The 24,276-nt window shown below is 49.9% G+C and carries 26 protein-coding genes; 13 read left to right on the top strand and 13 right to left on the bottom strand.

Annotated features, from left to right (window positions below):
• Window positions 1-33 precede the first annotated feature (33 nt).
• The 3 genes from NC997_RS11945 (at window position 34) to NC997_RS11935 (ending at window position 2,495) form a co-directional block, all read left to right on the top strand.
• The gene (locus NC997_RS11945) at window positions 34-381 is read left to right on the top strand and encodes a hypothetical protein (protein ID WP_190525782.1); all 348 of its coding nucleotides are present in this window, start codon (window positions 34-36) and stop codon (window positions 379-381) included.
• A 104-nt stretch (window positions 382-485) separates the two neighbouring features.
• Entirely contained in the window at window positions 486-1,997 is a 1,512-nt protein-coding gene (locus NC997_RS11940) for an AAA family ATPase (protein ID WP_190415355.1), read from the top strand.
• A gap of 144 nt (window positions 1,998-2,141) precedes the next feature.
• Window positions 2,142-2,495 (top strand): DUF1257 domain-containing protein, encoded by a 354-nt coding sequence (locus tag NC997_RS11935; protein WP_190415354.1) that lies wholly within the window; start codon window positions 2,142-2,144, stop codon window positions 2,493-2,495.
• A 74-nt stretch (window positions 2,496-2,569) separates the two neighbouring features.
• On the opposite strand, the gene NC997_RS11930 is transcribed toward NC997_RS11935, so the two are convergent.
• The 6 genes from NC997_RS11930 to NC997_RS11905 all read right to left on the bottom strand — a co-directional run bounded on the left by NC997_RS11930 (window position 2,570) and on the right by NC997_RS11905 (window position 6,793).
• Window positions 2,570-2,806 carry a hypothetical protein gene (locus tag NC997_RS11930; protein WP_190525645.1) on the bottom strand — a complete coding sequence of 79 codons (237 nt, stop codon included), beginning with the start codon at window positions 2,804-2,806 and terminating at the stop codon, window positions 2,570-2,572.
• Between the two features lie 95 nt (window positions 2,807-2,901).
• The gene (gene aroF, locus NC997_RS11925) at window positions 2,902-3,960 is read right to left on the bottom strand and encodes a 3-deoxy-7-phosphoheptulonate synthase (RefSeq protein ID WP_190441324.1); all 1,059 of its coding nucleotides are present in this window, start codon (window positions 3,958-3,960) and stop codon (window positions 2,902-2,904) included.
• A gap of 233 nt (window positions 3,961-4,193) precedes the next feature.
• Window positions 4,194-4,658 carry a PAM68 family protein gene (locus tag NC997_RS11920; protein WP_190525644.1) on the bottom strand — a complete coding sequence of 155 codons (465 nt, stop codon included), beginning with the start codon at window positions 4,656-4,658 and terminating at the stop codon, window positions 4,194-4,196.
• Window positions 4,659-4,673: 15 nt separating this feature from the next.
• Window positions 4,674-4,943, bottom strand: coding sequence for a 30S ribosomal protein S15 (gene rpsO, locus NC997_RS11915; RefSeq protein ID WP_190415339.1), 270 nt, complete (start codon window positions 4,941-4,943; stop codon window positions 4,674-4,676).
• An 85-nt stretch (window positions 4,944-5,028) separates the two neighbouring features.
• Window positions 5,029-5,544, bottom strand: a complete 516-nt coding sequence (gene ruvX, locus NC997_RS11910; RefSeq protein WP_242031288.1) for a Holliday junction resolvase RuvX — start codon at window positions 5,542-5,544, stop codon at window positions 5,029-5,031.
• Entirely contained in the window at window positions 5,507-6,793 is a 1,287-nt protein-coding gene (locus NC997_RS11905; RefSeq protein ID WP_190525642.1) for a GNAT family N-acetyltransferase, read from the bottom strand. Before NC997_RS11905 ends, ruvX begins: the two co-directional genes overlap by 38 nt.
• A gap of 449 nt (window positions 6,794-7,242) precedes the next feature.
• Here NC997_RS11905 and cruF point away from each other — a divergent pair, with 449 nt between their 5' ends.
• A complete protein-coding gene (gene cruF, locus NC997_RS11900; RefSeq protein WP_190525641.1) occupies window positions 7,243-8,163 on the top strand; it encodes a gamma-carotene 1'-hydroxylase CruF in 921 nt (306 codons plus the stop codon).
• Window positions 8,160-9,407: a 2'-O-glycosyltransferase CruG gene (cruG, locus tag NC997_RS11895; RefSeq protein ID WP_190525640.1), complete on the top strand. Its 1,248-nt coding sequence runs from the start codon at window positions 8,160-8,162 to the stop codon at window positions 9,405-9,407. The genes cruF and cruG overlap by 4 nt, the downstream gene beginning before the upstream one ends.
• Window positions 9,408-9,525: 118 nt before the next feature.
• Here cruG and rnhA read toward each other — a convergent pair whose 3' ends face one another.
• Both rnhA and NC997_RS11885 read right to left on the bottom strand, forming a co-directional pair.
• Window positions 9,526-10,404 carry a ribonuclease HI gene (gene rnhA / locus NC997_RS11890; protein ID WP_190525639.1) on the bottom strand — a complete coding sequence of 293 codons (879 nt, stop codon included), beginning with the start codon at window positions 10,402-10,404 and terminating at the stop codon, window positions 9,526-9,528.
• An 82-nt stretch (window positions 10,405-10,486) separates the two neighbouring features.
• On the bottom strand, window positions 10,487-12,091 hold the full coding sequence (locus NC997_RS11885) for a tetratricopeptide repeat protein (RefSeq protein WP_190525638.1): 1,605 nt from the start codon (window positions 12,089-12,091) through the stop codon (window positions 10,487-10,489).
• 226 nt (window positions 12,092-12,317) lie between these two features.
• Here NC997_RS11885 and NC997_RS11880 point away from each other — a divergent pair, with 226 nt between their 5' ends.
• Window positions 12,318-14,447 (top strand): DNA polymerase III subunit gamma/tau, encoded by a 2,130-nt coding sequence (locus NC997_RS11880; RefSeq protein ID WP_190525637.1) that lies wholly within the window; start codon window positions 12,318-12,320, stop codon window positions 14,445-14,447.
• Window positions 14,448-14,527: 80 nt separating this feature from the next.
• On the opposite strand, the gene NC997_RS11875 is transcribed toward NC997_RS11880, so the two are convergent.
• Together NC997_RS11875 and NC997_RS11870 are read right to left on the bottom strand one after the other, a co-directional pair.
• Complete coding sequence (locus tag NC997_RS11875) at window positions 14,528-15,964, bottom strand: glycosyltransferase family 2 protein (protein WP_190525636.1); 1,437 nt, start codon at window positions 15,962-15,964, stop codon at window positions 14,528-14,530.
• The gene (locus NC997_RS11870) at window positions 15,918-16,892 is read right to left on the bottom strand and encodes a radical SAM protein (RefSeq protein WP_190415319.1); all 975 of its coding nucleotides are present in this window, start codon (window positions 16,890-16,892) and stop codon (window positions 15,918-15,920) included. Before NC997_RS11870 ends, NC997_RS11875 begins: the two co-directional genes overlap by 47 nt.
• A gap of 379 nt (window positions 16,893-17,271) precedes the next feature.
• On the opposite strand from NC997_RS11870, the gene ebsA reads away from it, so the two are divergent.
• The 3 genes from ebsA (at window position 17,272) to rbsK (ending at window position 19,809) form a co-directional block, all read left to right on the top strand.
• A complete protein-coding gene (gene ebsA / locus NC997_RS11865) occupies window positions 17,272-17,646 on the top strand; it encodes a type IV pilus biogenesis protein EbsA (protein WP_190415317.1) in 375 nt (124 codons plus the stop codon).
• A 26-nt stretch (window positions 17,647-17,672) separates the two neighbouring features.
• On the top strand, window positions 17,673-18,764 hold the full coding sequence (locus NC997_RS11860; protein ID WP_190415704.1) for a DRTGG domain-containing protein: 1,092 nt from the start codon (window positions 17,673-17,675) through the stop codon (window positions 18,762-18,764).
• Between the two features lie 88 nt (window positions 18,765-18,852).
• A complete protein-coding gene (gene rbsK, locus NC997_RS11855; RefSeq protein WP_190525635.1) occupies window positions 18,853-19,809 on the top strand; it encodes a ribokinase in 957 nt (318 codons plus the stop codon).
• Window positions 19,810-20,022: 213 nt separating this feature from the next.
• Here the strand turns inward: rbsK and NC997_RS11850 are convergent, their stop codons facing one another.
• The 3 genes from NC997_RS11850 to NC997_RS11840 all read right to left on the bottom strand — a co-directional run bounded on the left by NC997_RS11850 (window position 20,023) and on the right by NC997_RS11840 (window position 22,716).
• Window positions 20,023-20,454, bottom strand: a complete 432-nt coding sequence (locus tag NC997_RS11850) for a nucleoside deaminase (protein ID WP_190525634.1) — start codon at window positions 20,452-20,454, stop codon at window positions 20,023-20,025.
• 141 nt (window positions 20,455-20,595) lie between these two features.
• On the bottom strand, window positions 20,596-22,497 hold the full coding sequence (locus tag NC997_RS11845; RefSeq protein WP_190525633.1) for a S9 family peptidase: 1,902 nt from the start codon (window positions 22,495-22,497) through the stop codon (window positions 20,596-20,598).
• Between the two features lie 69 nt (window positions 22,498-22,566).
• On the bottom strand, window positions 22,567-22,716 hold the full coding sequence (locus NC997_RS11840; protein WP_190525632.1) for a hypothetical protein: 150 nt from the start codon (window positions 22,714-22,716) through the stop codon (window positions 22,567-22,569).
• A 55-nt stretch (window positions 22,717-22,771) separates the two neighbouring features.
• Between NC997_RS11840 and NC997_RS11835 the strand changes: the two genes are divergently transcribed.
• The 4 genes from NC997_RS11835 (at window position 22,772) to NC997_RS11820 (ending at window position 24,222) form a co-directional block, all read left to right on the top strand.
• Entirely contained in the window at window positions 22,772-23,170 is a 399-nt protein-coding gene (locus NC997_RS11835; protein ID WP_190525631.1) for a DUF433 domain-containing protein, read from the top strand.
• Window positions 23,163-23,516, top strand: coding sequence for a DUF5615 family PIN-like protein (locus NC997_RS11830; RefSeq protein WP_190415305.1), 354 nt, complete (start codon window positions 23,163-23,165; stop codon window positions 23,514-23,516). The genes NC997_RS11835 and NC997_RS11830 overlap by 8 nt, the downstream gene beginning before the upstream one ends.
• Window positions 23,517-23,645: 129 nt before the next feature.
• The gene (locus tag NC997_RS11825; RefSeq protein ID WP_190525630.1) at window positions 23,646-23,876 is read left to right on the top strand and encodes a CopG family transcriptional regulator; all 231 of its coding nucleotides are present in this window, start codon (window positions 23,646-23,648) and stop codon (window positions 23,874-23,876) included.
• On the top strand, window positions 23,863-24,222 hold the full coding sequence (locus NC997_RS11820; protein WP_190525629.1) for a type II toxin-antitoxin system PemK/MazF family toxin: 360 nt from the start codon (window positions 23,863-23,865) through the stop codon (window positions 24,220-24,222). Before NC997_RS11825 ends, NC997_RS11820 begins: the two co-directional genes overlap by 14 nt.
• Window positions 24,223-24,276: the final 54 nt, after the last annotated feature.

Raw genomic sequence — 24,276 nt, 5'->3', positions numbered from 1 at the left:
AAATATACCCGGGTAGAACAACTGAAAAGTTATATGCAAGACAAGCAAAAGGTTACGTTGTATCTTCCTCCAGGTCTCCATCGCCAGCTCAAAATTCGCTCAGCTGTTGACACGGAACCCATGTCAACAATTGTCGAAAGAGCGATCGTCTTCTACCTGGCTAACCCAGAAGTGGTTGATGAGGTAGAAGCAATCCAGGGAAGGACTCATCGAGTCTATTCCTGTCCGGAGTGTACTAGCTCTGTGGTACTGCGAGATGGAGAAATGGTTTCCCTGGATAGTCAACCAGGTGTAATCGCTGAAGAGCTGACTACCCTTGAAAATGCCAGAGGTGAACTCGGCACGGATTCTCAGGGAGAAGAGGCATTGGTTCCCTGTTAAAGTTCCAAATCCTCCAGACTGCTTGAATTCCTCGCTTGCTCACGTTGGTTGCGGTTGATAAATGTTTGGCTAGTGGTTGTGCCGTCTCTAATGGGTCGATAGATATGAAAGAAGAGCTAGATATTCTGGTTCAAGCTCAATACCCCCTCATCTACCTAGTAACTTCCGAAGAAGAGCGGGCGGAGCGAACAATTGCCAATATTGCTCAGACAAAATCCCTGGCTCGGCGCGTCTACATTTGGACTGTCACCCACGGTATAGTCGAGTACGGTCAACCCCGCCATATTACCCAGCACAACACCGTCTCCCCAGAGGCAGCGATTGAATGGGTAGTACGCCAAAGAGAGCCTGGTATCTTTATTTTTAAAGACTTACACCCCTTTATTGACTCACCGGCAACAACGCGGTGGCTGCGGGATGCGATCGCCAGCTTCAAAGGGACACAGAAAATTATCATTCTCATGTCACCCGTTCAGCAAATCCCCATTGAGCTGGAAAAGGAAGTCGTCGTTCTAGACTATCCTTTGCCAGATTTGGCAGAACTGAACCAAGTGCTATCTAGCCAGTTAGAGCAAACCCGTTCTCGCCGCACCACAACTGAAGTTCGGGAAAAACTGCTAAAAGCAACCTTGGGTCTGACGCGGGATGAAGCCGAAAAAGTTTATCGGAAAGCTTTCGTCAAAACCGGGCGTCTGACGGAAACAGAAGTCGATATTATTCTTTCTGAGAAAAAGCAGCTAATCCGCCGCAACGGCATCTTGGAATTTATCGAAGAAGATGAAACCATTGATTCGGTTGGCGGTTTAGAAGAGCTAAAGCGATGGCTGAGACAACGTTCCAATGCTTTTACAGAGAAAGCAAGGGAATACGGTCTGCCCCAACCCAAAGGGATGTTAATCCTAGGGGTACCGGGATGTGGCAAATCTCTCATTGCCAAAACCACTGCCCGCCTCTGGAGTCTGCCACTTCTGCGCCTAGATATGGGCCGAGTGTACGACGGCTCAATGGTGGGGCGCTCAGAAGCTAACTTGCGGAATGCCCTGAAAACGGCTGAATCAATTTCCCCAGCGATTCTCTTTATTGATGAACTGGATAAAGCATTTGCCGGTACTTCTGGGTCTGCTGACTCAGACGGGGGTACTTCCAGCCGCATCTTTGGTTCTTTCCTTACCTGGTTACAAGAAAAAACGTCTCCGGTGTTCGTGATGGCAACTGCCAACCGGGTTGAACGTCTACCGGGTGAGTTTCTCCGCAAAGGACGCTTCGACGAGATTTTCTTTGTAGACTTGCCGACTGCGGAAGAACGCAAAGAGATTTTCAATATTCACCTTAGCAAGCGGAAGCGAGACATTTCTCGTTTTGACCTCGACCAGCTGGCTAAGGTATCCGATGGATTTTCCGGGGCAGAAATTGAGCAGGGATTGGTCGCGGCAATGTACGAAGCTTTTGCCCAAGACCGAGAATTTACCCAGCTTGATATCATCGCGGCAATAAAAGCTACTCTGCCGCTTTCCCGAACCATGAACGAGCAGGTAACGGCCCTGAGGGACTGGGCCAGACAGCGAGCGCGACCTGCTGCGTCCTCCGTCGCCGAGTATCAGCGACTGGAGTTCTAAAAGCTTTCTCCTGCTCCCAACAGGAGGAAAGGCTAGCAGTTTGCTAGCAGTTTGACAAAAAAAGCCGCCCAGTAATGTGTCCAGGCGGCAGACTCACATCCACAAGTTGTCGTTTCTCTTAACTCTCTACTGGAGGAAATCCAAATGTCTCACTTTAGCACTCTGCGTACCAAAATCACCGATGCCGAAATCCTGAAAGCTTCTCTCCGCGACCTGGGTATCAGTGTTAAGACCGAAGCAGATGTTCGGGGTTATAACGGTCAGCGGGTTCGTTCTGACATCGTTGCAGTTCTGGAAGGCGAGTATGACCTCGGTTGGTCTCGCAACAGCGACGGTTCTTTCGACCTGATTGCTGACCTGTGGGGCGTCGCCAAGAAGCACAACCAAACCGAACTGATTAACTCGATTAATCAGAAGTATGCCGTGAACAAGACCTTGGCTGAAGTCAAGCAACGCGGTCTGCAAAATGCCAACGTCAAGTTGGTTGTGCAAAAGTAATTTGTGTGCGCGTTCCCAAGCTATCGGGTTAATCAACTTTAGGTTAGCCCGTTTTTCCTATCACCCAGCTCTAACTAGAGCTGGGTAATTTTTTTATGGGAGTAATGACAGAATAGCGGAGCGATGCGATCGCGTCGCGCCTCAGCAGTAAAATGTCCTATAACCCAGACAAACACCATCGTCGCTCCATTCGTCTCAAGGGATATGATTATGGGCAAGCTGTTGTAAAAGGCGATGTTTGTTAGGAGAAATTGTCGATGGAGTAATACATCCAAATCTCCTATTCGGAGGATTTCGGCATAGAGTATCATGCTTGCTGTTCTTCCAAAACGATCGCATTCCATCACGAATCAAATTGCGATCGCATCCATTAAAAAAGGGTGAGCATTTGCCCACCCTTGTAACTCTAAGCTAAAGCAACAGCAGGTTCAGGCCAACGACCTACCGCTTTGCCAATTACAGACATTTCTAGCATCAGGCGGTCGAAACGCTCTGGTGTCAGAGATTGAGGACCGTCAGAAAGGGCTTTCTTCGGGTTGGGGTGGACTTCAATCATCAACGAGTCAGCACCAGCAGCGATAGATGCCATCGCCATCGCAGGCACATATTCAGACTTACCAGTACCGTGACTGGGGTCAATCATAATCGGTAGGTGAGTCAAAGTTCTCAGAACTGGAATTGCCGATAAATCCAGCGTATTCCGCGCATATTGACGGTCAAAGGTGCGGATACCGCGTTCGCACAAAATCACGTTCGGGTTGCCAGCAGCCATAATATATTCCGCCGCCATCAACCAATCTTCAATCGTCGCCGCCATTCCCCGCTTCAGCAGCACAGGCTTTTCCTGCGCCCCTACTTTCTTCAACAGGGAGAAATTTTGCATATTTCTGGCACCGATTTGGATCACGTCGGCAAATTCTGCCACCACATCCAATTCAGGACTATCCATCAGTTCCGTAATAATGCCCAAGCCTGTCGCTTCCCGCGCCGCCGCTAGCAAATTCAAGGCACTTTCACCGTGTCCTTGGAAAGCATAGGGCGAAGTCCGAGGCTTATAGGCACCGCCGCGCAAAAACTGCGCTCCCGCCGCCTTAACTCGACGTGCGGTTTCAATAATCATTTCTTCGTTTTCGACCGAACAAGGGCCAGCCACAACCACTAAAGGATGGTGTTCGCCAAAAGTGACATTACCGTTAGGCGTTGATACCACAACGTCACTAGCTTCACCGTGACGATAATCGCGGCTTGCCCGTTTAAAGGGCTGCTCAACTCGCAGAACCTGTTCAACCCAAGGGCTAATTTCTTGCATCTGGAGGGGATCTAAGTCAGCCGTCTCACCAACCAGACCTAATACCACCTTGTGCTTCCCAACTATTTTTTCTGGTGTCAGTCCCCAAGTACCGAGTTCGGCGCTAACGCGCTCAATCTCAACCTCTGGAGTGCCAGCTTTCATGACTACAATCATTTTTCCAAATCCATAATTCGGTTGTTTATCTGCCGAATATCTCCTTTTTCAAAAGTCACCAGAGATAATACTTCTCTAGCTTTGCCTAGATAGACCGCCGAGTTTATCTCTCCAGCAAAAAATGAAAATAGCCTGGGGTTCAAACCCCAGGAAAGAGCGAGACCGATGGCAATCGTTCTCTAAACAACTTATAAGTAAAACTCACCTTTGAACTGCTGGTATTTGCGCGGGATTTATGAATCCTTTTGCCCAGCAGAGCGCCATGCTGCTGTCATCCGTCCCCAGTTCGTGGTGAACTCGTTCCAGCCGATTTTACTACCCGGTCTCTCTTCGTCCCAGGAGGCTGAGAGAACCCCGTAACTTAATCCCAGAACGCCCAACCCAAAGAAGCCCATACTCACAAGTACAACTGCGGCGTTGGGCAACTTGAAGCAGTGCTGGCTAACCACGACATAACTGACAATAAAAGTCAAAATGCCTAAAGCGCTAGGAATCCCACAAAAAAGAGCCATCCGGCGAGCCATGCGTTTGCTCACCACCTCTGGGACTGCCGAAGATTCGAGCTTTCTTGGAGAAGGCGCTTGACCTTCCGCTTTGGCAGTGCTTGGGGCTGTTGGTTGGTTTTTCGCTGGTTTTTTGCGATTCTTCTTAGCGGGTTCAAACGGTAAGCGATTCCGTTGGGATTCTTCTGAAGACATAAGTTTATCGGCGGTTTAACCGCGAATACCCAGGCGACCAATCAAGGCTTGATAGCGGGGTCTATCTTCCTTTTGCAGGTAAGACAGGAGACGCTTTCTGGTACCAATCATTGTCAACAAACCTCGCCGGGAAGCATGATCCTTCTTGTTGGCTTTGAGGTGAGTGCTGAGACGATTGATGCGTTCTGTCAGCATCGCAATTTGGAGATCCGTCGAGCCAGTATCAGTTTCGTGAACCTGATACTCCGTCATAATTTCGTGTTTACGCTGTTGCGGCAGAGTCATGGATAAAGTCTATTTTTAGAATGCAGCAATCTCTCATATTATCATCTGATTTGGAAATCGGTGATGGAGAATCGGGAATTGCGAATCAATTGGGAATTTCCGATGTCTCTGCCTGTGTCTGTATCTGTGCGCCAGACGCGATATAGGTTGTTTCTACAAGTTGCTTTGCGACTTTGTTTGCGGCTCGACGTTCATCTAACCAGCGTTGCAAAATCAAAGCTGCCGCCTTGCGGTCAATTAGAGGTTTATTTTGGGAGAGCGATCGCCTTTCTGTTTTCAGCAGTTCCTCTGCCTCATAAGACGTGAGCCGCTCATCCATATATTCCAGCGGTAACTGGAGAGCCGCTGCCACTCTTGTCGCAAATTTCTGCACCTGCTGCGCCTGAAATCCTAGGGTTCCATCCATCGCATAGGGTAAGCCGACGACCAGAACTTGCACTTGTCGCTCCTCAACCAGGCGTCGCAGTTGCTCCATATCCCGCTCAAAGGAAGTGCGTTCGATCGTAGCGATTCCGGTGGCAATCAATCCAGTGCCATCGCAACCAGCTACCCCAACCCGCTTTTTACCGACATCCAAACCCAGTGCCGAGATTCTCTCCATTCTCTTCTCCCCGCTCTGTGCGGCTAGCTTTCGTGGCATCAAGGGATTGGGAATTTAGCACGATTCCCCCTTTTGGAGGCAACGCTACAGAGGACGATAAATCCTTCTGCGGTTCTACCTGCGGCTTCTTATGCTTTGACTTCAGCCAAGACATCCGCCCCGGTACTGCTTTGCGAGCGGGTTGGAGACCCTGAAGCATTTCCGCCAACTGTAGCCCTTCTAGGGAAATGGGCTTTGCCTCCCGTAGCTTGTGCCACACAGAACGAGACATCAGGAGCGAGTGGGAAATTCGTTCTGCCCCCAATTGTTCCAAATATTCTTCTCGTTCTGGCTGATAGTCGGCTGAAGCCAGTTGTAAGGACTGGGAAGGGTAATCCTTAGCCATCCGAGCCATTTGGGAAAGTAGCTCCGGATATAACCAAGTGTAGGCTGGGTGTACGGTCAACTCAGCGACATGGGGTTGGGAGCCATCGCGGGACAGAAAAATTTGAAAATAGCCAATTGCTGCCTTGCGCTGCGGTTCAAATACGTAACCACTAACGCTAACTGTCTTGCCAATCCATTGCTTCAAGCTGGTGAGAAACCCGCCAGCGAAGCTAGTTTTGAAGTCATGGATGTGACGGTCATAAACTTGGCGTAGCAGCGGCGGCATTGACACCGTATCGAGTTGGTAGAGTAACTGGGCATCAGCATTGCTGACTGGGAGAAGATTGGGTAAATCCGGTTCGCGCTCTTGCAGTGACGAAAGCAGCTCTGGATCGATCGCCCAATAAGTCAGCTGAGCCAAAGGTTGAAACCCATTCTGGCGGTAGAGAGCCAGTGTTGCTTTGTTGTTAACATTGACTTCCAACACCCAGGTACGCGCTTCCAAGATTGACTCGAAGCAATAACGTAAAAGCTGCGAGCCAACTTCCGCCGGTACCCCTGTCTCCAAAACTACCTGCTCAACCCGCCAAGTGCTGCGCGTGCGGTTGAACGGTGAAACCTGGATCGTACCGCGAACTTGGTTATCCTGCTCCGCGACATAAACGCAAAAAGTGTGCTGACAAGGATTGGGAAACCAGCTCAAGAACTTCAGCGGGCCAAACCAGGGTCGAATTTGATGAACTTTTCTACCCAGATTGTCCGTTGAGTAAATTTGGTCTCCTGCGTCAAAATCTTCTGCGGCTAGCCGTTCCAGCGCATCTAGATCGCGGTATTGAACGGGACGGATCGCAATTTTGGTTTCTTTAGGCAGAAATGAAGTCATGTTAAGTACATGCGCCATGAAGCCGATAGGGTCGAGCGAGCTGCTCTTGGAGAGCAAGCCCAGCTTAAAAACGCAACCAATAGGTTTTTAGTGAAAAAGCCTTTTAAGTGTTGCTGCCAATATCTTAACTGCTTTCCCCTACTGACCGCCGACCAGGAAGAGCCAAAAGCCGACTGGCGAAGAATTTATTTAATTGTCGTTTTTTTCTTTCTAAGTCCTTCTCTGGAAGTCTGGAGTCCAGCAGCAGCCTTGAACTTCGGAATATTCCAAAGGTTGATCGAGGTCGCTGTGCTAACGGGTGAATTGGACTTCTGACACGAGATTGGGAGACTTCCAACTAAATTTGGACTCTTAAGCCACGACTAACGACGACAGCCGCACAAGCATGGGGTTATTTGACAAACATTTGTAAACTACTATTAAGAACATACAGAAGTAAGAATTCTGCAATGAAGCAACTTGTCACTGTCGAGCGTTTCTGCCTGATTGGTCATATTGTAACGATGGTTTTTGGACTGGCGGGGCTGGTGCTGGTCGTACCCCATCCTGAAATAATTATGAGTTTAGGGGAGACTGGGCAGACTGCATTCCAGTGGAGTATGGCTTGGGGTGGAGTGGTGAATATCGTCTTGGGAACGGTCGCCGTTGCCATTTATGCCTATAGAAAGTTAGGACTGTGGCACTGGCTGACTTTCATGTTGCCTGCGGTGTGCCTGTCCTTGGGAAGCGAATTGCTGGGAACCAGTACAGGCTTTCCATTTGGGGACTACAGCTACCTGAACGGCTTGGGGTATAAGATTGGTGGACTGGTACCTTTTACCATTCCCTTGTCCTGGTTTTATATGGGATTGGTTTCTTATTTAATTGCCTGCGCGGGTCTAAAAACTCGGCAAAATCCGAGCTTGGTTCGCTATGTAGGTGCGATCGCTGTAGCTGCTATGATGTTCACCTCTTGGGACTTTGCGCTGGAGCCAGCGATGAGTCAAACAATGGTACCTTTTTGGTATTGGGAACAGCCAGGAGCCTTCTTTGGCACACCTTACGGAAACTATGCCGGTTGGTTTGGCACTAGCTCGCTCTTTATCGGTGTGGGAGGAATATTGTGGAGAAAGACGCCAATTTTATTGGATCGTTCTGGGCTAGGTTTCCCGCTCATCATCTATCTAAGTAACTTTGGTTATGCAGCCGGATTGAGCTTGGCAGCTGGGTATTGGATACCCGTCTCCTTGGGCGTTCTGGTCGGTGTCATTCCAACTTTGACCCTCTGGCAAATGGCACAACCCGCAGAGATTCGCGAATCCACAACGGAAACTCCTGCGAGTTTGAAGCCAGAAATTCCAGTGACTCAAGTCAAAGTGGCGGTGAAGTGAACGTCGATTGGTTAACACTCCAGAGCGCACTATCGCTACTGCTGCTACTCGTTCAGGCACCAGCAGTAGCGATCCTGCTCTCGCGTCTATTGAAAGGGCCGTCTCGGCGATCGCCCGTTCAACCCGATACTGCCACGCCCGAACTCTTAGGTGCTGTCAGTGTCGTGGTTCCGACTTTAAATGAAGCGGAGCGAATTAGCCCAGCGCTGGCTGGGCTAACCCGCCAAAGCTACGAAGTCCGTGAAATTATCGTTGTTGATAGTCGTTCCCGGGATGGAACTCCAGAGTTAGTTAAAGCGGCACAGCAGCAAGATCCCCGGTTTCGCTTAATGACGGACGATCCTTTACCGCCTAGCTGGGTGGGGCGTCCTTGGGCTTTACATACCGGATTTTTGCACAGTAGCGAACAGAGCGAGTGGATTTTGGGAATGGATGCCGATACTCAGGCGATTCCCGGTTTAGTTGCCGGTTTGCTCAGGACAGCGAAAGAAGAGGGTTATGACCTGATTTCCCTGTCGCCGCAGTTTATCTTGAAATATCCAGGCGAGTGGTGGCTGCAACCAGCACTCTTGATGACCCTGCTTTACCGATTCGATCCGGCGGGTACAAATACTCAAGATCCGGAGCGGGTGATGGCGAACGGTCAGTGTTTCCTGTGCCGTCGCTCTGTTTTGGAGGCTGTAGGGGGTTATACCAGCGCCCGGAGTTCTTTTTGCGACGATGTGACCCTTGCCCGCAATATTGCCTCCCGTGGGTTCAAGGTGGGCTTTCTGGATGGAGCCAAGGTTTTGAAGGTGCGGATGTATGAGGGGGCAGCCGAAACTTGGAAAGAGTGGGGGCGATCGCTTGACCTAAAAGACGCTGCTTCCAGGGGTCAGATATGGGGGGACTTGTGGCTGCTATTCGCCGTTCAGGGTTTACCTCTACCCGCGTCCTTGGTTTTACTCAGCTGGCTGGTGATGGGAACTTCGACACTCCCAGTGGTGGCTACTGTCGGGTTAAATTTATTTCTGCTATTGATTCGGTTTGCATTGCTACTCGCGATCGCGCCGTCTTATGAAAGCAAAGTACAATCCCCCGGCTTTCGGGGATCGGAAACAGGTAAACGGGAAAGGAACTTTGACTTTTTACTTTTACCTGTTTACTTTTATCTTTCCCCTCTGGCAGATCCTTTCGCCGTGCTGCGGATTTTTCTGTCTGCTATCCGTACTCCTAAGCAGTGGCGCGGTCGGAGTTATGGATAGTTTTGAGTTTTCAAGCAAACGGGGAATGAGAGCGATGAGTTTTGGATTTTGAGTTATCAGAGAGTTCTTTAATTCAAAACTCAAAACTTTTTCCCAATTCCCCAAAACTAAAACTCGTTTAAGAATCGAAATTACTGTTGACGGCATCTACCCGTTCTAGCTGCCAAAGAATTTGATTGCCCTCACGGCGAACCCGCGACACAATCCAGTTACGCCACCCCCAGTGGTCTCCGCGACTGGTGACAGCGCTGGCATTGACATCCATCAAGTCAGCTAATTCAGAGCTAGTAATTAGGTAGCCTTTAGCAGCAATTTCGTCAGCCACGTGGAGAGTTTCTATCAGATTACGCAGCTGGGCGACTCTCACCTCACGGGGCAGATTGTCCTGAGAATCAAGAGCAGATGGAGTAGTAGAATCTACCATGACTAGGCCGAGGTTAGGAGGGTCAGAAGATAAGTCACTCGATTGTATCGTTTTGTTATCAATAGAATTAGTGGCGCGTGAAACAATTGACTCTTCTGCTATGGGTTGTTGCAGCGAAGGAGTCTTCCCCGTCGCAAAAGCCCGCGCGATCGCATCGCAGCGCTCATTCCCCTCATTTCCTGCGTGACCCCGGACATACCGCCACTCGATCCGGGGAAGATTGAGTTCATCGAGTATTTCCCAGAGATCTTGGTTGAGGACGGGTTTCCCTTCTGCTGTCTTCCAACCCTTCTTTTTCCAACCTTTCACCCATTTGGTAACACCGTTTTTCAGGTATTCACTATCGGTGTAGAGGGTGATGGGTTCTTGTTGTCCGAGGCCGTTCACGAGTTTCAATGCGCCGATTGCGGCTTGCATTTCCATTCGATTATTAGTGGTTGCCGGATCGGCGTCGCCCATTTCATAGACCGAACCATCGGTGAAATAGACAACAACACCCCAGCCTCCAGGACCTGGGTTGCCGACGCAGGCACCATCGGTATAGATACTTTGGATTGTCCGAGTCAAGGGCATGAAAGTGGTTTTGCGAGGTTGAATGGTTATTGTACAAAAAACGGGCAGCCCCAAGCGAGGAAAAGCTGCCCTGTCAGATTATTCAGGATTCTTCAGAGGGTTGTCCTAAAGATTGCTGGAGTTGCAGAAGGTCTTGCAAAATCTCTTGATGCAACTCTGGAAAATCGGCTTCGGGGAGGCTTGATAGCACCTGTTCGTACTCGATTATGGCTTTTTGGCGCAACGGATTGGGTTCTGGATTCACTTGCGATCGCTCATAGTAAGCATTGCCGATTGCCTGATGCAATCTACCCCAACCTTCTGGGTGAGTGTCTTGAGAAACGTACTTCAACCCTTCCTCATAGCTTGCCAATTGCCCTTCATCGCCGCGCTGGTTCAAGGCGGGATTATTTTGAGCGACCTTACTTAAGGAACTCAGTAGGGGGTCCAAACTCGCTGAAAGAAGCGCCGACTTGCCGCGACCGATCCAGGAGTCCCAGTCATCCAGTTTGAGTTGCAAAGCTTGGTCGTAGCTGGCGATCGCTTCCTCATATCGAGCTAAGCGGTGTAGGGTCTCGCCTCTTACCATCCAGACTTCTGAATAGTTGGGTTGGAGTTGCAGAACCCGGTCAAAACTCGCCAGCGCTTCCTCATAGCGGTTCAAGTTTTCTAGCGCTAATCCCCGATTGTAGAAGGCTTCTGGGTCGTTTGCTTTAATTTCTACTGCCTTGTCAAAGCTAGCGATCGCTTCTTCTAAACGGTCTAAGTCCTGGAAAGTATTGCCTTGGTTGTTCCAAGCTTCGTAAAAGTCGGGTTTAATTTCTATCGCCCTGCTAAAGCTGGCGATCGCATCTTGCAGATGTCCTAAATTTTTCTGCATCACGCCTCGGTTGTTCCAGGCGATATAGTTATCTGGGCTAATCGCCAAGCAACGATCGTAGCTAGCGATCGCATCTGACAATTCTCCAGCACTGGCTTGCTGATTGCCTTGATTAAACCAAGCTTCGGCTTCCTCTGCACTCGATGGATTTTCTGCTTCCTCGGCACTGGATGGATTTGCCGCATTGAATTGATTCATCAATGCTTGCACAATGACTTGTGGATCGGTCGTCTCAATTTGCAGTTGCTCGGAAATTTGCTGAAGTAAACCGCTATCCTGCTGCAACATTACCAACAACTCATCCAGGGTGACTGTTTTGAGTTCTCCGCCTTCCTCCCCTTCCTCACTAACTGCGGGGACTTCCTCCTCCGGCGTGTCGAACTCCTCGTATTCATAGATAGAAGAGACGGGTGGGGGGTTTACTGCTCGTGCCGGAGCGTTTCTCGTCAGCAGTTGCATCCCAATATCATAAGAAACTTCCCCGATTTCTCCGCAGCCCACCTGACCGAGCTGTACCATTCGTGCCGCTAACTCATTATTAGGGGCGGGTGAAGCCAATAATCTTTCCCCAAAGCGGTTCAGCCACCCCACCCAGAGGGATGATTGACCGCGATCGCCCAGAGATTCAAAAAACCGTAAAACCCGGTCTTGCTGCCAGCCATGTGCGACACCTTCGAGCAGTTGGCTGTACAAAAATTCATAATCTGTATCCGTCAGGGGTTTAGGGGGTTCCGAGCGAACCGAGGCGGGTGTTGGGTTTCGCCTGCCGCCCGTTCCAAATAAACGCTGAAACCACCTTACCAGCGATCGCCATAGTTGCTTGAGCATTTGCTAGAGTCCCCCCGCCCTTACTTTCTCAGATTTTATCTAACGGGCTTGAACAGTTTACTGGCTATTATGAGCTTTTGATCGGTTAACCGTAATGTTTGCTTTCCAGAAAACCACACCAATTCTCTAAAGACAACCAGAAGGCGATCGCATCCGGTTCGACTAGAGCAACACGTTACACTTTTATCGACACCTCTGTCGCTTATCTGTCTGACGAAACCCTGCCGTGACCTACGAACCCCTACATCACAAGTATCGCCCTCAGACGTTCGCGGATTTGGTGGGACAAGAAGCGATCGCCCACACACTCCGCAACGCCATCCGTACCGAACGGATTGCCCCCGCTTATTTATTCACGGGTTCCAGAGGAACGGGCAAAACCTCCAGCGCCCGGATTCTGGCAAAGTCGCTGAACTGTCTTCAGAATAGTCAGCCGACAGAACAACCTTGTGGTGTTTGTCCTGTTTGCCAAGGAATCGCCAAAGGTTCAGCGCTGGATGTAATTGAAATCGACGCCGCTAGCAACACCGGCGTGGACAATATCCGGGAGATCATCGAACGCGCCCAATATGCCCCCGTTCAGTGCCGCTACAAAGTGTATGTGATTGACGAAGTTCATAGTCTCAGTTCAGCTGCGTTCAATGCCTTGCTGAAGACGCTAGAGGAGCCACCCAAGCACGTTGTCTTTGTCCTGGCGACCACCGATCCGCAGCGGGTGTTACCGACAATTATTTCTCGCTGTCAACGCTTTGATTTTCGCCGCATTCCCTTAGAGGCGATGGTGGAGCATCTGGGAAAAATTGCCCAGTTGGAAAATATCAACATTACTTCCGAGGCGATTACCTTGGTGTCTCAAGTGGCTCAGGGAGGCTTGCGGGATGCGGAAAGCCTGCTCGACCAGCTCAGCCTATTATCCGGTCAAGTGACGGTAGAGGCGGTCTGGGATTTAGTGGGAGCGGTGCCAGAACGAGATTTAATGGAGTTGTTGAAGGCGATCGCTCATTCCGATCCCGAAGCAGTTCTGGAAAAAGGTCGTCACCTCATGGACAGAGGCAGAGAACCGCTGATTGTCCTCCAAAATCTTGCCAGTTTCTACCGCGATTTACTGATCGCCAAAACTGCCCCCAAACGCCCGGATTTGGTAGCCGTGACCGCGCCTACCTGGACTCAGTTGTGCGAATTTGAGGATCTGGACATCCCGACAATTTTGCAGGGGCAAAAGCACCTTAAGGACAGCGAAGTTCAAATTAGAAATACGACTCAGCCGCGCCTGTGGTTAGAAGTGACGCTGTTAGGCTTGTTGCCATTAGCCAATAGCGGTCAGCAGACCCAGGGAGCGGGTAGTGTGAATCTGAGTCGCCCGCGTGTCGAGCCGCAAGAGGCAAGAGTCGATCGGGCATCCACACCCAACACTCAACACTCAACCCCTGCCCAACCCGCTAAGCCAGTCATTGAACCCGTTCTCCCTAGCGTTCCGCAGATTCAGCAGGAAGCGCCACCAAAGACGCCCTCCGCGGCGGCACCACCACCAGAACCGAGAGAATCGACCGAACCTCATGCGCCAGTTTCTCAGCCGGAAGAGGCTACGGATCGAAGTGTCGAACTCGATCGAGTTTGGCAACAGGTGATTAATCACGTCCAGCTATTTGGGACGCAAGAATTTTTGCGTCAACGATGTCGCTTACTAAACTTTAATGGTCGGGAAGCCATCCTGAGTGTCAGTTCAACGGGTTTGTTAAAGTTAGCCCAGACAAAATTGCCAGATGTGGAAGCAGCTTTTTCAAAAACCTTTCAATCTAAGGTAAAAGTCAGCTTTCAAGTTAGCGGGGGGGCTGAGGTGAAGTCTCATCCTGCCTCAAAACCGCCAAACGCTGAAAGGTCTGATTCTTTAGGAACATTGCCCAGTAAAAATTCCGTAGGAGCGATCGCATCTGGGATACCGACTCCTCAAGCACCGCCCGTACAGCCTTCTGGGGAAGGCAAGACAGGGAATGGCGCTAGTAACGATTTAGCACCCCCTTCAACCAGCCCGCCGCCGTCAAAGATGCCACCGCAGGCGAAGCATGAGGTGAAGAACGGCAGTTCTACAGCTTCACGAACTCCAGCCGCTACTGCCCAACCACCCGCACCGCCCGATTTAGAGTGGGACGATGAAGTCGCGATCGCTGCCAAACGCCTCGCGGACTTTTTTAAAGGGGAAATTGTCAAGCTGGCTGATGAGCGAGAGGAAAATCTGGAGACTTTAGATTTACCGTCTCTTTCCGAGATGCCGACGCGCTTGCCACTCGAAGAGATGATTCATTCTGCCGACGAGCTACTCAATGAGTGGCAAGAAGATGATGATGTAGGGTTTTAGAGTAAGAACACGGCAGTGCTGCGTCCTATTTAAAAAAAGGGACACGGCAGTACCGTGTCCCTTTTTTTTAAACTCAAAACTTAAAACTCAAAACTTTCCTCGCTATTGCCTTGATGCACCGTTTTAATCCATTTCAGCCGCTTCGGTCGCACGGACATCCGGGCGGTAGTAGCCGCGATGATTACCATCCAGTGCAACATATAAAGGACACCCCGTAAGGTTTGCAACAGGGTGACGAAAAAGACCGATGCAGTCAATTTCTCTTCTTTATGGGTGCGGCGCAGACCGACGAACATCCCCATCAGAAACAGAATGAACGTCATTCCGGTGATGGGGCTGAGAATCGGCAGACGATTCCGCGCGATCGCCATTAGGCAGTCGGGCACGGCAGCGGCGGGGAGAATATACTGGGTGAGCAAAAACGAGAACGCATCAATGCTTTTGAGGGTGCCCATCCGGTTTGACACCAGGAGACGCCAGTAGTCCAGATAGCGCTGGAATCCCCCTTCTGCCCATCGATTGCGCTGATGCCACAGTGCCCTAGCACTGGTGACGCCTTCCTCATATACGGGGGGAAAGATCAGAAATTCGATATCCCACCGATCCAGGTGTAAGCGGATCGTTAAATCCAAGTCGTCCGTGATGGTTTCCTCATTCCACCCACCGCAATGCTCCAAGGCAGCTCTGCGGACAAATTGACCGTTGCCTCGAAGTTCCCCGATGCCGCCAATGGCAATGCGCTGCTCCTGGAAATAGGAGTCCAGTGCCATTTCTGCCATCTGACCGCGAGTCCAGAAATTCAACGATGGGTTTGCGATCGCTTTTCGCATCTGCACGGCTCCCACCTGTTGCCGCTCAAAACTTGGGCAAACCCGACGCAGCATATCTGGTGGCACTTGGGCGTCGGCATCAAATACCCCGACAATTTCTCCTCGCGTCAGGGACAACACTTGATTCAGCGCTCCCGATTTGCCGCCAACCCCATTCGCACCTCGGCGCAGGACTTTTAACTGGCGATATTCCTTCGCCAGATGCTCTAACACGAGGGGGGTTCGATCGGTGCTGTGGTCGTCAATCACCCAAACTTCATACCGATCTACTGGGTAGTCCTGATTACACAGCATTTTCACCAGGTTGCCAATAACAGCTTCCTCATTTTTAGCTGCCACCAGTAGGGAAACAGAAGGCCATTGGTCTTTTGTTGCTTCCGACAACGGCGCTGGGACTGGTCGGGGTCGCGCGAATACGACGCGGAACGCTTGAATCACCAACAGTCCGGTCAGTCCTAGGACTAACCACGAACCCCAAACAAACAGATGTAGGGCAATGATGCTGCCCCAAATCACCGTTAAGGCGAACGCCGCTTTGCGTCGGCGTCCTGCCAGTCCCTGAAAAAAGTCGCTCTCAAATTCTTCTGTAGAAACTTCATTGATTGCGTCTCTACATTCAGACAACAGAGAATCGAGCGGTTCAAGCTCGTTGTAAGAATCTTTTTCGGGCCAGGAATTCTCCGGCATAGGTTACTTGATTCAACCACCAATACTTATCTACACCCATAAAGAAGCTGGGGATCAGGTAACACCATACCGTACATCCTTCGCACACGGACAGCTTGCCCTGAGATTGGCGGTAGGATTCTACTTCCTCTGACTGGCGATAGAGGTCGTAAAGCTTACCGTTAATGGGAACGCCGGTTTGGGCAAAGTGATAGCAAGGTAGGAGTAGCTTGTCGTCGGGAGAAATCGCAATTACTGCATCTACCGCTTTACAGCGGGGATTTTTCGTATCATTCCCCCCAGCTTCAATGAACGCCAGTGCAGCCTTATTGTATCCGACATTCTTATATTTCTTGGCGGCGGCTTGAATTGCTGCCACCATGTCTGGGGTGGGATTCTTGTTGGAATTGTAGTGGTCGTGGGCGGTGAAAGCTGGGTTGAGCCATACCCTGACGCCTAGGCGCAGACCGAGTTCTGCGACTTCGTTAATGTGCTGATAATTTTGGGCGGTGACGGTGTGGTTGAGAACGGGTTGTTCGCCGAGTTCTTGTGCTAGAGCAACCGACTCAACCAGGGTGTCAAAAATTTTCACTCCCCGCGAATGGTCGTGGGTTTCAGCATCTGCACCATCTAGCGAGAAATTCAAGAAGTCAACTAATCCTTGAATTTCTTTGGCTTTTTTCGGGTAAAGAATTGTATTCGTCGTCATGCTGGTCCAGAATCCCTGCTTTTTGGCTTCAGCGTAAATCTGACCAACATCTGCACGTAGCAGGGGTTCGCCACCCGTAAAGTCTATATACTTCAGACCCAACCGGCGCAAGTCCTTTAAGTTGTGTTGAATCGTGGCAAAGTCAGCTTCTTGGGGTGGCTCTAATGCCCAGATGTTACAAAAATGACATCGGGCGTTGCAGCGATAAGTTAAGTAGTAATTAGCAACTAAAGGAGGCATAGATTTCTCGCGTGAATAATTCCCTAACTTTATTCAGTCAGCGTAAACTAATCGGCAACAGATAGGAAGTTTTACTCAGGAATCGGGGAAAAGGGGAAAAAAATTCGCTACAAAGGGAAAAAAGGGGAAGGAAAACGAAAATTTCTCTACTACTCTTTCCTGCTCTTTCTCCCTCCCACATAGTCCTTAATTCCTTTAATGAATGAATTTATCCTGGGGAGGACGCGGGAACCTGTATATTAAGGTAGAATCACCATTAGCTCCACCGTCCAAGGCTAGAACTCTAAGCTATTGTGTTCCCAATCGGCTGTCAGAGCGCAGAAAATTAGGGACAACGCCCTACTGCCAGTCAGACGGAAATTGAGGAAGATTTAAGACAATGTCAATTGACCAACTTCAGCCTGCAAACCAAGGGGATGTCAGTGTCTACATGCCCTACTACCAGGGCAATAAGCGGAATATGTTGCCCTTGGCAATTAGCCTGTATCAAAAAGGGTCTTTAGAAGGGAATCGCAAAATAGAAGGCGGCGATAGCATTCCTTTTGTTGCCACCTGGTATGTGTCTAGGCTCCCATTGGATTTGACCCGTTGTCGGTTGCAGTTTGATGGAAATGCGGAACTGAGTTACGAAGTGATGATGGCAAATTCAGAGTTAGTCGATTTTTTAATCGATGTAATTATGAATTTCAAGCGCACTCGCACAATCGACTTTTCCCACGCGTTCTATCGTAAGCTGCTACGAGCAGATGGTTGAACACTGTAGAAATGAGGAGTGAGGGTGTGCCAAAAGCGGCTAAATATTTGCTTATCGGGTCAACAGAAGCTTACAGTGGCAAGTCAGCAACGATCTTGGGGATTGCCCATCAGCTGAAAGAAAAGGGGCTGGATATCGCCTATGGGAAACCGCTGGGCACCTGTTTAAGTGAATCGCAAACAGATGCGATGGAGGAGGATGTCCGGTTACTCGCTCAGGTATTGAAATTACCAGAAAATCGAATCAGACCGACTCTGCTGTCTCTGGATGAAGAGACGATTCAAAGACGCCTTTCTGGAGAAGACCAGACGGATTACCGTCTGTCTCTGGAGCAGTATCGACGGGTGCCTGGTGCCCCAATGGTTTTATTAGAAGGGCCAGGAACTTTGGAAGAAGGCAGCTTATTCGACTTGTCTCTGGGACAGGTTGCTGAGGCGGTTGATGCGGCTGTTTTACTGGTGGCTCGTTTTCACTCGGTTCTATTGGTGGATGCGCTGTTGTCAGCCAAAAAGCGGCTGGGCGATCGCTTAACGGGTGTTTTGATAAACGATATTCCCGCAGCTAATCTGGAAGCCGCTGAGACGCTCGTACGACCTTTTCTAGAGCGGCAGGGGATTCCTGTGTTGGGAATGTTGCCAAGAAGCGAGTTGCTGCGGAGTGTCAGCGTTCGGGAACTGGTCAGCCAGTTGAAAGCAGAAGTTCTGTGCCGTCCAGATCGGCTGGATTTAATGGTACAAAGCTTGACAATTGGCGCAATGAATGTAAATTCTGCGCTGAAGTATTTCCGTAAGGGAACGAACATGGCGGTGGTGACGGGAGGCGATCGCACGGATATCCAGCTAGCCGCCTTGGAAACTTCTACTCAGTGCCTGATCTTGACTGGACAATTGCCGCCACAACATTTTATCCTCAGCCGCGCTGAAGATTTAGAGATTCCGATTTTGTCGGTTGACCTGGATACGCTGACGACTGTAGGAATTATTGACCGTGCCTTTGGTCAAGTGCGGCTCCACGAACCGATTAAGGTCGAGTGCGTTCGCCAGATGATGGCTGAAAACTTCGATATTGAGCGGTTAATGGCGACTTTGGGTTTAGAACCGGCGGTTACGGTGCAGTAAGCGAGTCCGAAGCGTAGTGAATGTTGAGTTCTGAGTTAGGAATCCCTTTCATTCAAAACTCAAAATTCAAAACTTTCAAGAGCGACCAATGACCAAAGTTATCATCTTCGGCAGCATTAACATGGATCTCGTGGCGCGATCGCCTCGATTGCCAGTTGCTGGTGAAACGCTGCGGGGTCATGACTTTTTTACCGCTGCGGGTGGAAAAGGGGCGAATCAAGCGGTAGCAGTGGCGCGGCTGGGGATTCCGACTCAGCTCGTTGGGCGTCTGGGTGCCGACAATTTTGGACGCGAACTCCTCGCCAATCTTCAAGCGTCTGGTGTCGAGACTGGGGCTGTCTTGGTGGATGAGGCGGCTCATTCTGGCGTCGCAGCGATCGCTGTGGGTGGGAGGGGAGAAAATCACATTATCATCGTCCCCGGTGCCAATGGGCGCGTGAACCAGGAGGATGTCGGACGCCTTAGCGATTTGTTACCCGGTGCTGCTGCATTGCTCCTTCAATTCGAGATTCCGATGCCAGCCGTTGTAGCCGCGGCTAGGGCAGCCCGACAAGCCGGTGTCCAGGTGATTCTCGATCCCGCACCTGCTATCGAGATGGGAGATTTTGCGTCTGTTTTATATCCGTTGGTTGACATTATCACCCCCAACGAAATTGAGGCGGGGCAATTGGTGGGTTTTGCGGTGGATGGGCAAGAAACCGCTGCCAAAGCAGCCGCAGCTTTACGTCAACAGGGCGTCGGTACTGCAATTGTGAAACTAGGCGATCGCGGTGTCTTCTGTGCCACACCGGAGGAAACATTCTTCGTCCCCGCTTTTCCCGTTCAGACAGTTGATACTGTTGCGGCTGGGGATGCGTTTAATGGGGGATTGGCAGCAGCTTTGGCTTCTGGGCGTCCTCTGCGGGAGGCAGTAGTCTGGGGTGCTGCCACTGGTGCGATTTCGGCAACTATTGCCGGTGCCCAGCCTTCTTTGCCCGATAGAGAGACGTTCGACACATTTCTCAGAGAACGAGGGATTCTATCTCTAAGTGGAACAGGGGAATAGAATAACTAGATTTTTATGAGAAATGGCGTATTTGGTAACAAGAATTCCACCTTTTCAAGGTATACTTAAAAAATGGAAATCTATCTCAAATAAATATTAAAGCTTAGTTCTTCCTTATCAAATTTATTATATCAAAAAAAATTAATAACTTCTAGTGGGTAAAACAAAAAAAATTCCCTGTAGAGTTAAATTTAGAAGTAATTTATTTGGAAATTACTTGCCAATATCCTCATTCCACAACTGGGGATTATTCTGGATGAAATCGCTCATTAACTGCTTGCAATCATCCAGGTTTAAATCAATCACTTCAACGCCGTGAGATTCCATGAATTCCTTGGCACCGGAGAAAGTTGCAGATTCACCGACGATGACTTTTTTAATCCCAAATTGGACAACAGCACCCGCACAGAGGTAACAAGGCATCAAGGTAGAATAAAGCGTTGTATCTTTGTAGCTGCCGATTCTGCCAGAATTGCGTAAGCAATCGATTTCTGCGTGGGTAACAGGGTCGTTGTCTTGGACGCGCTTATTATGTCCTCTCCCGACAATTTGCCCATCTTTAACTAGAACTGAACCAATGGGAATTCCCCCCTCGCTGAGCCCCTGTTTAGCTTCGGCGATCGCGTCTTTGATAAAGTCGTCCATAACAGTTTGATTGTCAACAATTTGGTTTGTTTTAGAATACTGCTTTTCTGTGCAAAAGGTTCGGTTTTCAACGCAAAGGTACGCGCAGAGGTACGCAAAGTTTAGACTTTCTTTGCGTACCTTGATTGGTGAGGATGGGGACTATGGGTTTAGTACGCCGGAATGTCCGGGGATGTCTCCTAGCGGTTCACAGCGTCCACCCAAGTATTTAGAGAGAAACTCTTCTGCGATCGCGTAAAAGTGCAATCGGTTTTCGGGACGGGCGAAACCGTGTCCTTCGTCCGTGTAAAGGGCATATTCTACAGGTTTATTTGCCTTTTGCATCGCCTCGACGATTTGTTCGCTTTCCGCCTGCTTCACCCGTGGATCGTTAGCACCTTGGGCGATTAGCAGTGGTTTGGTAATCCGGTCAACGAAAAATAAGGGCGATCGCGATTTGAGAAATTCTTCTTCCGTCTCCAAGTTGCCAACCCGATAGTAGAAGTTTGCCTTCAGCGGTTCCCAGTAGGGTGGGATACTTTGCATTAGCGTAATCAAGTTACTGGGACCCACGATATCTACACCGCAGGCAAACACATCCGGCGTGAAAGTTAATCCGACTAGGGTTGCGTAACCACCGTAGGAACCGCCCATGATAGCAATTTTTTGCGGGTCGGAGATGCCTTGCTGCACCAGCCAGTTGACGGCATCAATGAGATCGTCGTGCATCTTCCCTGCCCATTCCCGGTTGCCAGCGTTGACAAAGGCTTTGCCGTAGCCGGTGGAACCCCGGAAATTTACTTGCAGGACGGCATAACCCCGGTTCGCTAGCCACTGCGCTTGCGGGTCGTAACCCCAAGTATCTCGCGCCCAAGGGCCACCGTGAACCAACAACACGGTCGGTAAATTTTGGGCGGTGATTCCTACAGGTGTTGTCAGGTAGCCGTGAACCGTCAAGCCGTCTTGGGCTTGGTAGGAAATTGGTTGCATGGATGCCAGCGACAACCCTTCTAATACGGGTTTGTTGCTGAACAGGAGGGTGCTGGTCTTGGAATCTCGATTATAGGCGTAGTAGTAGACTGGGCCATCATCGGTGAGGAAAGCAACTAGCCAATTTTTGTCGGCAAGGTCGCGAGAAGAAATGCCGAATTCTCCGGGACGAATTTGGGCGATCGCTTCAAAATCTGCGGCGATACTTTGGTCAAGTACCTGCCATTCTTGTTTCTCTTTGTAGAAGGAAACTGCCTGGATAACTCGCGTAATCGGGTGAATGACGATACCGCCTAGATCGTATTGCGGATCTTCGGCAATGACTGTTTCTTCGCGAGTAGTGACATCGAAAGCAATCAGGCGACTGGCGTTGGCATCGTGACTGCCGCTGATATAAAGGGTTTTGCCATCTTCCGAGAAGCTAACGGCACCGCCTTCATCATCTGGTCCCCAGTGACGCAGCGTTTCCCAATCGCTTTGGGTTGTTTCCCGGAATAACAGGTCAGAACCCCCATCAGGAGTTGCTGCGGTAGCGGCACGTACCTGGAATTGGGCGTCCACTGTCCAGCTAACTACGTTGCCTGGGTTTTCGGCGTATAAGTCAACCGCACCGTTTGCCAGGTTAATGCGGTAAACATCAAACTTTTGTAAGTCCTTCAAGTTCATCCCCACCAACACTTGATCGGGAAACTTGGGGTCAAGATCCACTGGCTGTGCTTTCACCCCTTGGAATGGCGTTAAGTCGCGGACAATATTGGAGTGAATATTGACTGCATAGAGGTGAAAGTTTTCGTCGCCATCTGAGTCTTGCATATACATCAGCTGGTCGGCGTTATAAGTCCAGAAGAAAATCCGGATACCGCGCTTCTTATCGGCGGTGAGTTGGCGGTCGTCTTCCTGTCCGACTGTCCGCAACCACACCTGCAAGACATTCTTCTCGTCGGGGGCGATGTACGCCAGATACTTACCATCCGGTGAAAGTCGCGGACTGGTACGTTCTGGGTTGCCGAAAAGAATCTCACGGGGAATCAGCGGCGGTAGTTGGGTTGCCGATCGCTCAATGGTTGATTGCATTTTTACCTCTTACTACTCGATCTCCTTATTCTTACTTTGCTCATAGAACTCGCGAATCCCCCAGTATGGTTAACCGACCCGATAAAGCGCGATGGCGTTTCTTTTGCTGGGGAGAATGCGATCGCTTTGGCTGTGACGGAGCGAGGATGCGATCGTGTGCCGATACAAATTAGGATAGCCAAACAGTTGTCTTGACGACGCTTGTGGATTAAATGACATATCATACGACGTAATATATGATGTGTTATAATATTGGCACGCTGAGGAAGAATCAATGGCACGTTACTCCTTGAACTTACCAACTCAGTTAAAGCAAGATGCCGAAAAATATGCAGCTTCCCAAGGTGTTTCGCTAAATCAATTCATTTTGTGGGCTGTGGCAGAGAAGGTAGGGGCGCTAAGCCAGCAACTCGACGATCCGGCATTTCCTGAAATTACATACCGTCGCGGCGCTAGCGGTCAGCCAATGCCTTTTCTGCGCGGGACTGGCTTGCGCGTGCAGACAGTGGTAGTTGCTGCGAAACTTTGGGGTTTATCCCCGAAGGAAATTTCTGCTGAGTATGGGTTGAGTGAGGCTCAGGTGAAGCAGGCTCTAGCTTACTTTGGAGCGCACGCGGCGGAAATAGAGATGGCGATCGCATCTGAAGAAACTCTTGAAGCGGCAAATGTCTAAACCGCTGTTGCACCTTGATGCCGATACATCTATTAAAGCCCTACATCAAGCCTTAATTTCTCGCGGTCACGATGTCACCCGAACACCAACTGATTGGATGCCTTTAGATGCCAGCGATGAGGCTCAGTTATTAGGGGCTACGGCACAAGGACGGTGTATCTTTACCTTTAACATCCGCGATTTTTTGATTTTAGCCGAATACCCCCAACATGGCGGCATTATCCTGGCGGCTCAAAGCAGTTGGACACTCTCGGATTTAATTGCTGCTCTAGATCGCCTGCTGTCAGAGACACACGCATCTGAGTGGATCGGGCAAGTACGCTGGCTGAACCAGTGGCGAACATAAGCGCTCGCGCTTTGTATTCACGAAGAGTGCGATTTACTGGATTTAATTTGTTCGCTTCACACACGATGCCTGAAATGAACTGGGAGAATTTTGAGTATGATAAAATTACCATACCCAGAAGTCATACTAATGCAAAAAGTCACAATCTCTTTAGAAGATGACATCCTACGATTTGTAGATTTGCAGGCAAAAGGCAACCGCAGCGCCTATATTAACGAACTGCTGGCAGAACACCGCCGCCGTATTCTGGAAGCACAAATGATCACTGCCCTCCAACAGGATGCTAAAGATCCAGAGTACCAAGCTGAAATTGCAGCTTGGGATAGTGTCGCTGGGGATGGCATGAATGCCAGCGAGTAATTTAACTTATCGGCGGGGAGAAATCCGTTGGGTCACACTCGATCCAACCGTAGGGGCTGAGGCGCAAAAAACCCGCGCTTGCTTGATTGTGCAAAATGACATTATGAACCAATATGGGCTTCTGACAATTGTGATGCCGTTTCGACCGGGAAAGAAGGAAGCCCCCTACGTTGTAAATGTCAAAGCAACACCCTCCAATGGATTAGACCAAGACCATTTTATTGATGTCGGGCAAATTCGTGCTGTCGATCATCGTCGCGTTTTGGGTTTAGTGGGTGTGCTGGAGGAAGAATATTGGGAACAGATTCGCTTTAGTTTAAATGTGGTTTTGGGGTTTGCGATCTAAAGGTATCAAGGAATTAGAGAAAAAATTAGAAGAATGCGATCGCGCTCATTATGT

Origin of the sequence: Trichocoleus sp. DQ-A2, from assembly GCF_039961915.1 — a bacterium.
Classification (GTDB): domain Bacteria; phylum Cyanobacteriota; class Cyanobacteriia; order Cyanobacteriales; family FACHB-T130; genus FACHB-T130.
The sequence above is the reverse complement of the archived record's forward strand: the minus strand, read 5'-3'. Positions and strand labels throughout refer to the sequence as shown.

Bases quoted from the DNA above. Each gene is read 5' to 3' on its own strand.
- NC997_RS11945 (WP_190525782.1), top strand. From the start codon at position 34: ATGCAAGACAAGCAAAAGGTTACGTTGTATCTTCCTCCAGGTCTCCAT.
- NC997_RS11940 (WP_190415355.1), top strand. From the start codon at position 486: ATGAAAGAAGAGCTAGATATTCTGGTTCAAGCTCAATACCCCCTCATC.
- NC997_RS11935 (WP_190415354.1), top strand. From the start codon at position 2,142: ATGTCTCACTTTAGCACTCTGCGTACCAAAATCACCGATGCCGAAATC.
- NC997_RS11930 (WP_190525645.1), bottom strand. From the start codon at position 2,806: ATGATACTCTATGCCGAAATCCTCCGAATAGGAGATTTGGATGTATTA.
- aroF (WP_190441324.1), bottom strand. From the start codon at position 3,960: ATGATTGTAGTCATGAAAGCTGGCACTCCAGAGGTTGAGATTGAGCGC.
- NC997_RS11920 (WP_190525644.1), bottom strand. From the start codon at position 4,658: ATGTCTTCAGAAGAATCCCAACGGAATCGCTTACCGTTTGAACCCGCT.
- rpsO (WP_190415339.1), bottom strand. From the start codon at position 4,943: ATGACTCTGCCGCAACAGCGTAAACACGAAATTATGACGGAGTATCAG.
- ruvX (WP_242031288.1), bottom strand. From the start codon at position 5,544: ATGGAGAGAATCTCGGCACTGGGTTTGGATGTCGGTAAAAAGCGGGTT.
- NC997_RS11905 (WP_190525642.1), bottom strand. From the start codon at position 6,793: ATGACTTCATTTCTGCCTAAAGAAACCAAAATTGCGATCCGTCCCGTT.
- cruF (WP_190525641.1), top strand. From the start codon at position 7,243: ATGAAGCAACTTGTCACTGTCGAGCGTTTCTGCCTGATTGGTCATATT.
- rnhA (WP_190525639.1), bottom strand. From the start codon at position 10,404: ATGCCCTTGACTCGGACAATCCAAAGTATCTATACCGATGGTGCCTGC.
- NC997_RS11885 (WP_190525638.1), bottom strand. From the start codon at position 12,091: ATGCTCAAGCAACTATGGCGATCGCTGGTAAGGTGGTTTCAGCGTTTA.
- NC997_RS11875 (WP_190525636.1), bottom strand. From the start codon at position 15,964: ATGCCGGAGAATTCCTGGCCCGAAAAAGATTCTTACAACGAGCTTGAA.
- NC997_RS11870 (WP_190415319.1), bottom strand. From the start codon at position 16,892: ATGCCTCCTTTAGTTGCTAATTACTACTTAACTTATCGCTGCAACGCC.
- ebsA (WP_190415317.1), top strand. From the start codon at position 17,272: ATGTCAATTGACCAACTTCAGCCTGCAAACCAAGGGGATGTCAGTGTC.
- rbsK (WP_190525635.1), top strand. From the start codon at position 18,853: ATGACCAAAGTTATCATCTTCGGCAGCATTAACATGGATCTCGTGGCG.
- NC997_RS11850 (WP_190525634.1), bottom strand. From the start codon at position 20,454: ATGGACGACTTTATCAAAGACGCGATCGCCGAAGCTAAACAGGGGCTC.
- NC997_RS11845 (WP_190525633.1), bottom strand. From the start codon at position 22,497: ATGCAATCAACCATTGAGCGATCGGCAACCCAACTACCGCCGCTGATT.
- NC997_RS11840 (WP_190525632.1), bottom strand. From the start codon at position 22,716: ATGTCATTTAATCCACAAGCGTCGTCAAGACAACTGTTTGGCTATCCT.
- NC997_RS11835 (WP_190525631.1), top strand. From the start codon at position 22,772: ATGGCACGTTACTCCTTGAACTTACCAACTCAGTTAAAGCAAGATGCC.
- NC997_RS11830 (WP_190415305.1), top strand. From the start codon at position 23,163: ATGTCTAAACCGCTGTTGCACCTTGATGCCGATACATCTATTAAAGCC.
- NC997_RS11825 (WP_190525630.1), top strand. From the start codon at position 23,646: ATGCAAAAAGTCACAATCTCTTTAGAAGATGACATCCTACGATTTGTA.
- NC997_RS11820 (WP_190525629.1), top strand. From the start codon at position 23,863: ATGCCAGCGAGTAATTTAACTTATCGGCGGGGAGAAATCCGTTGGGTC.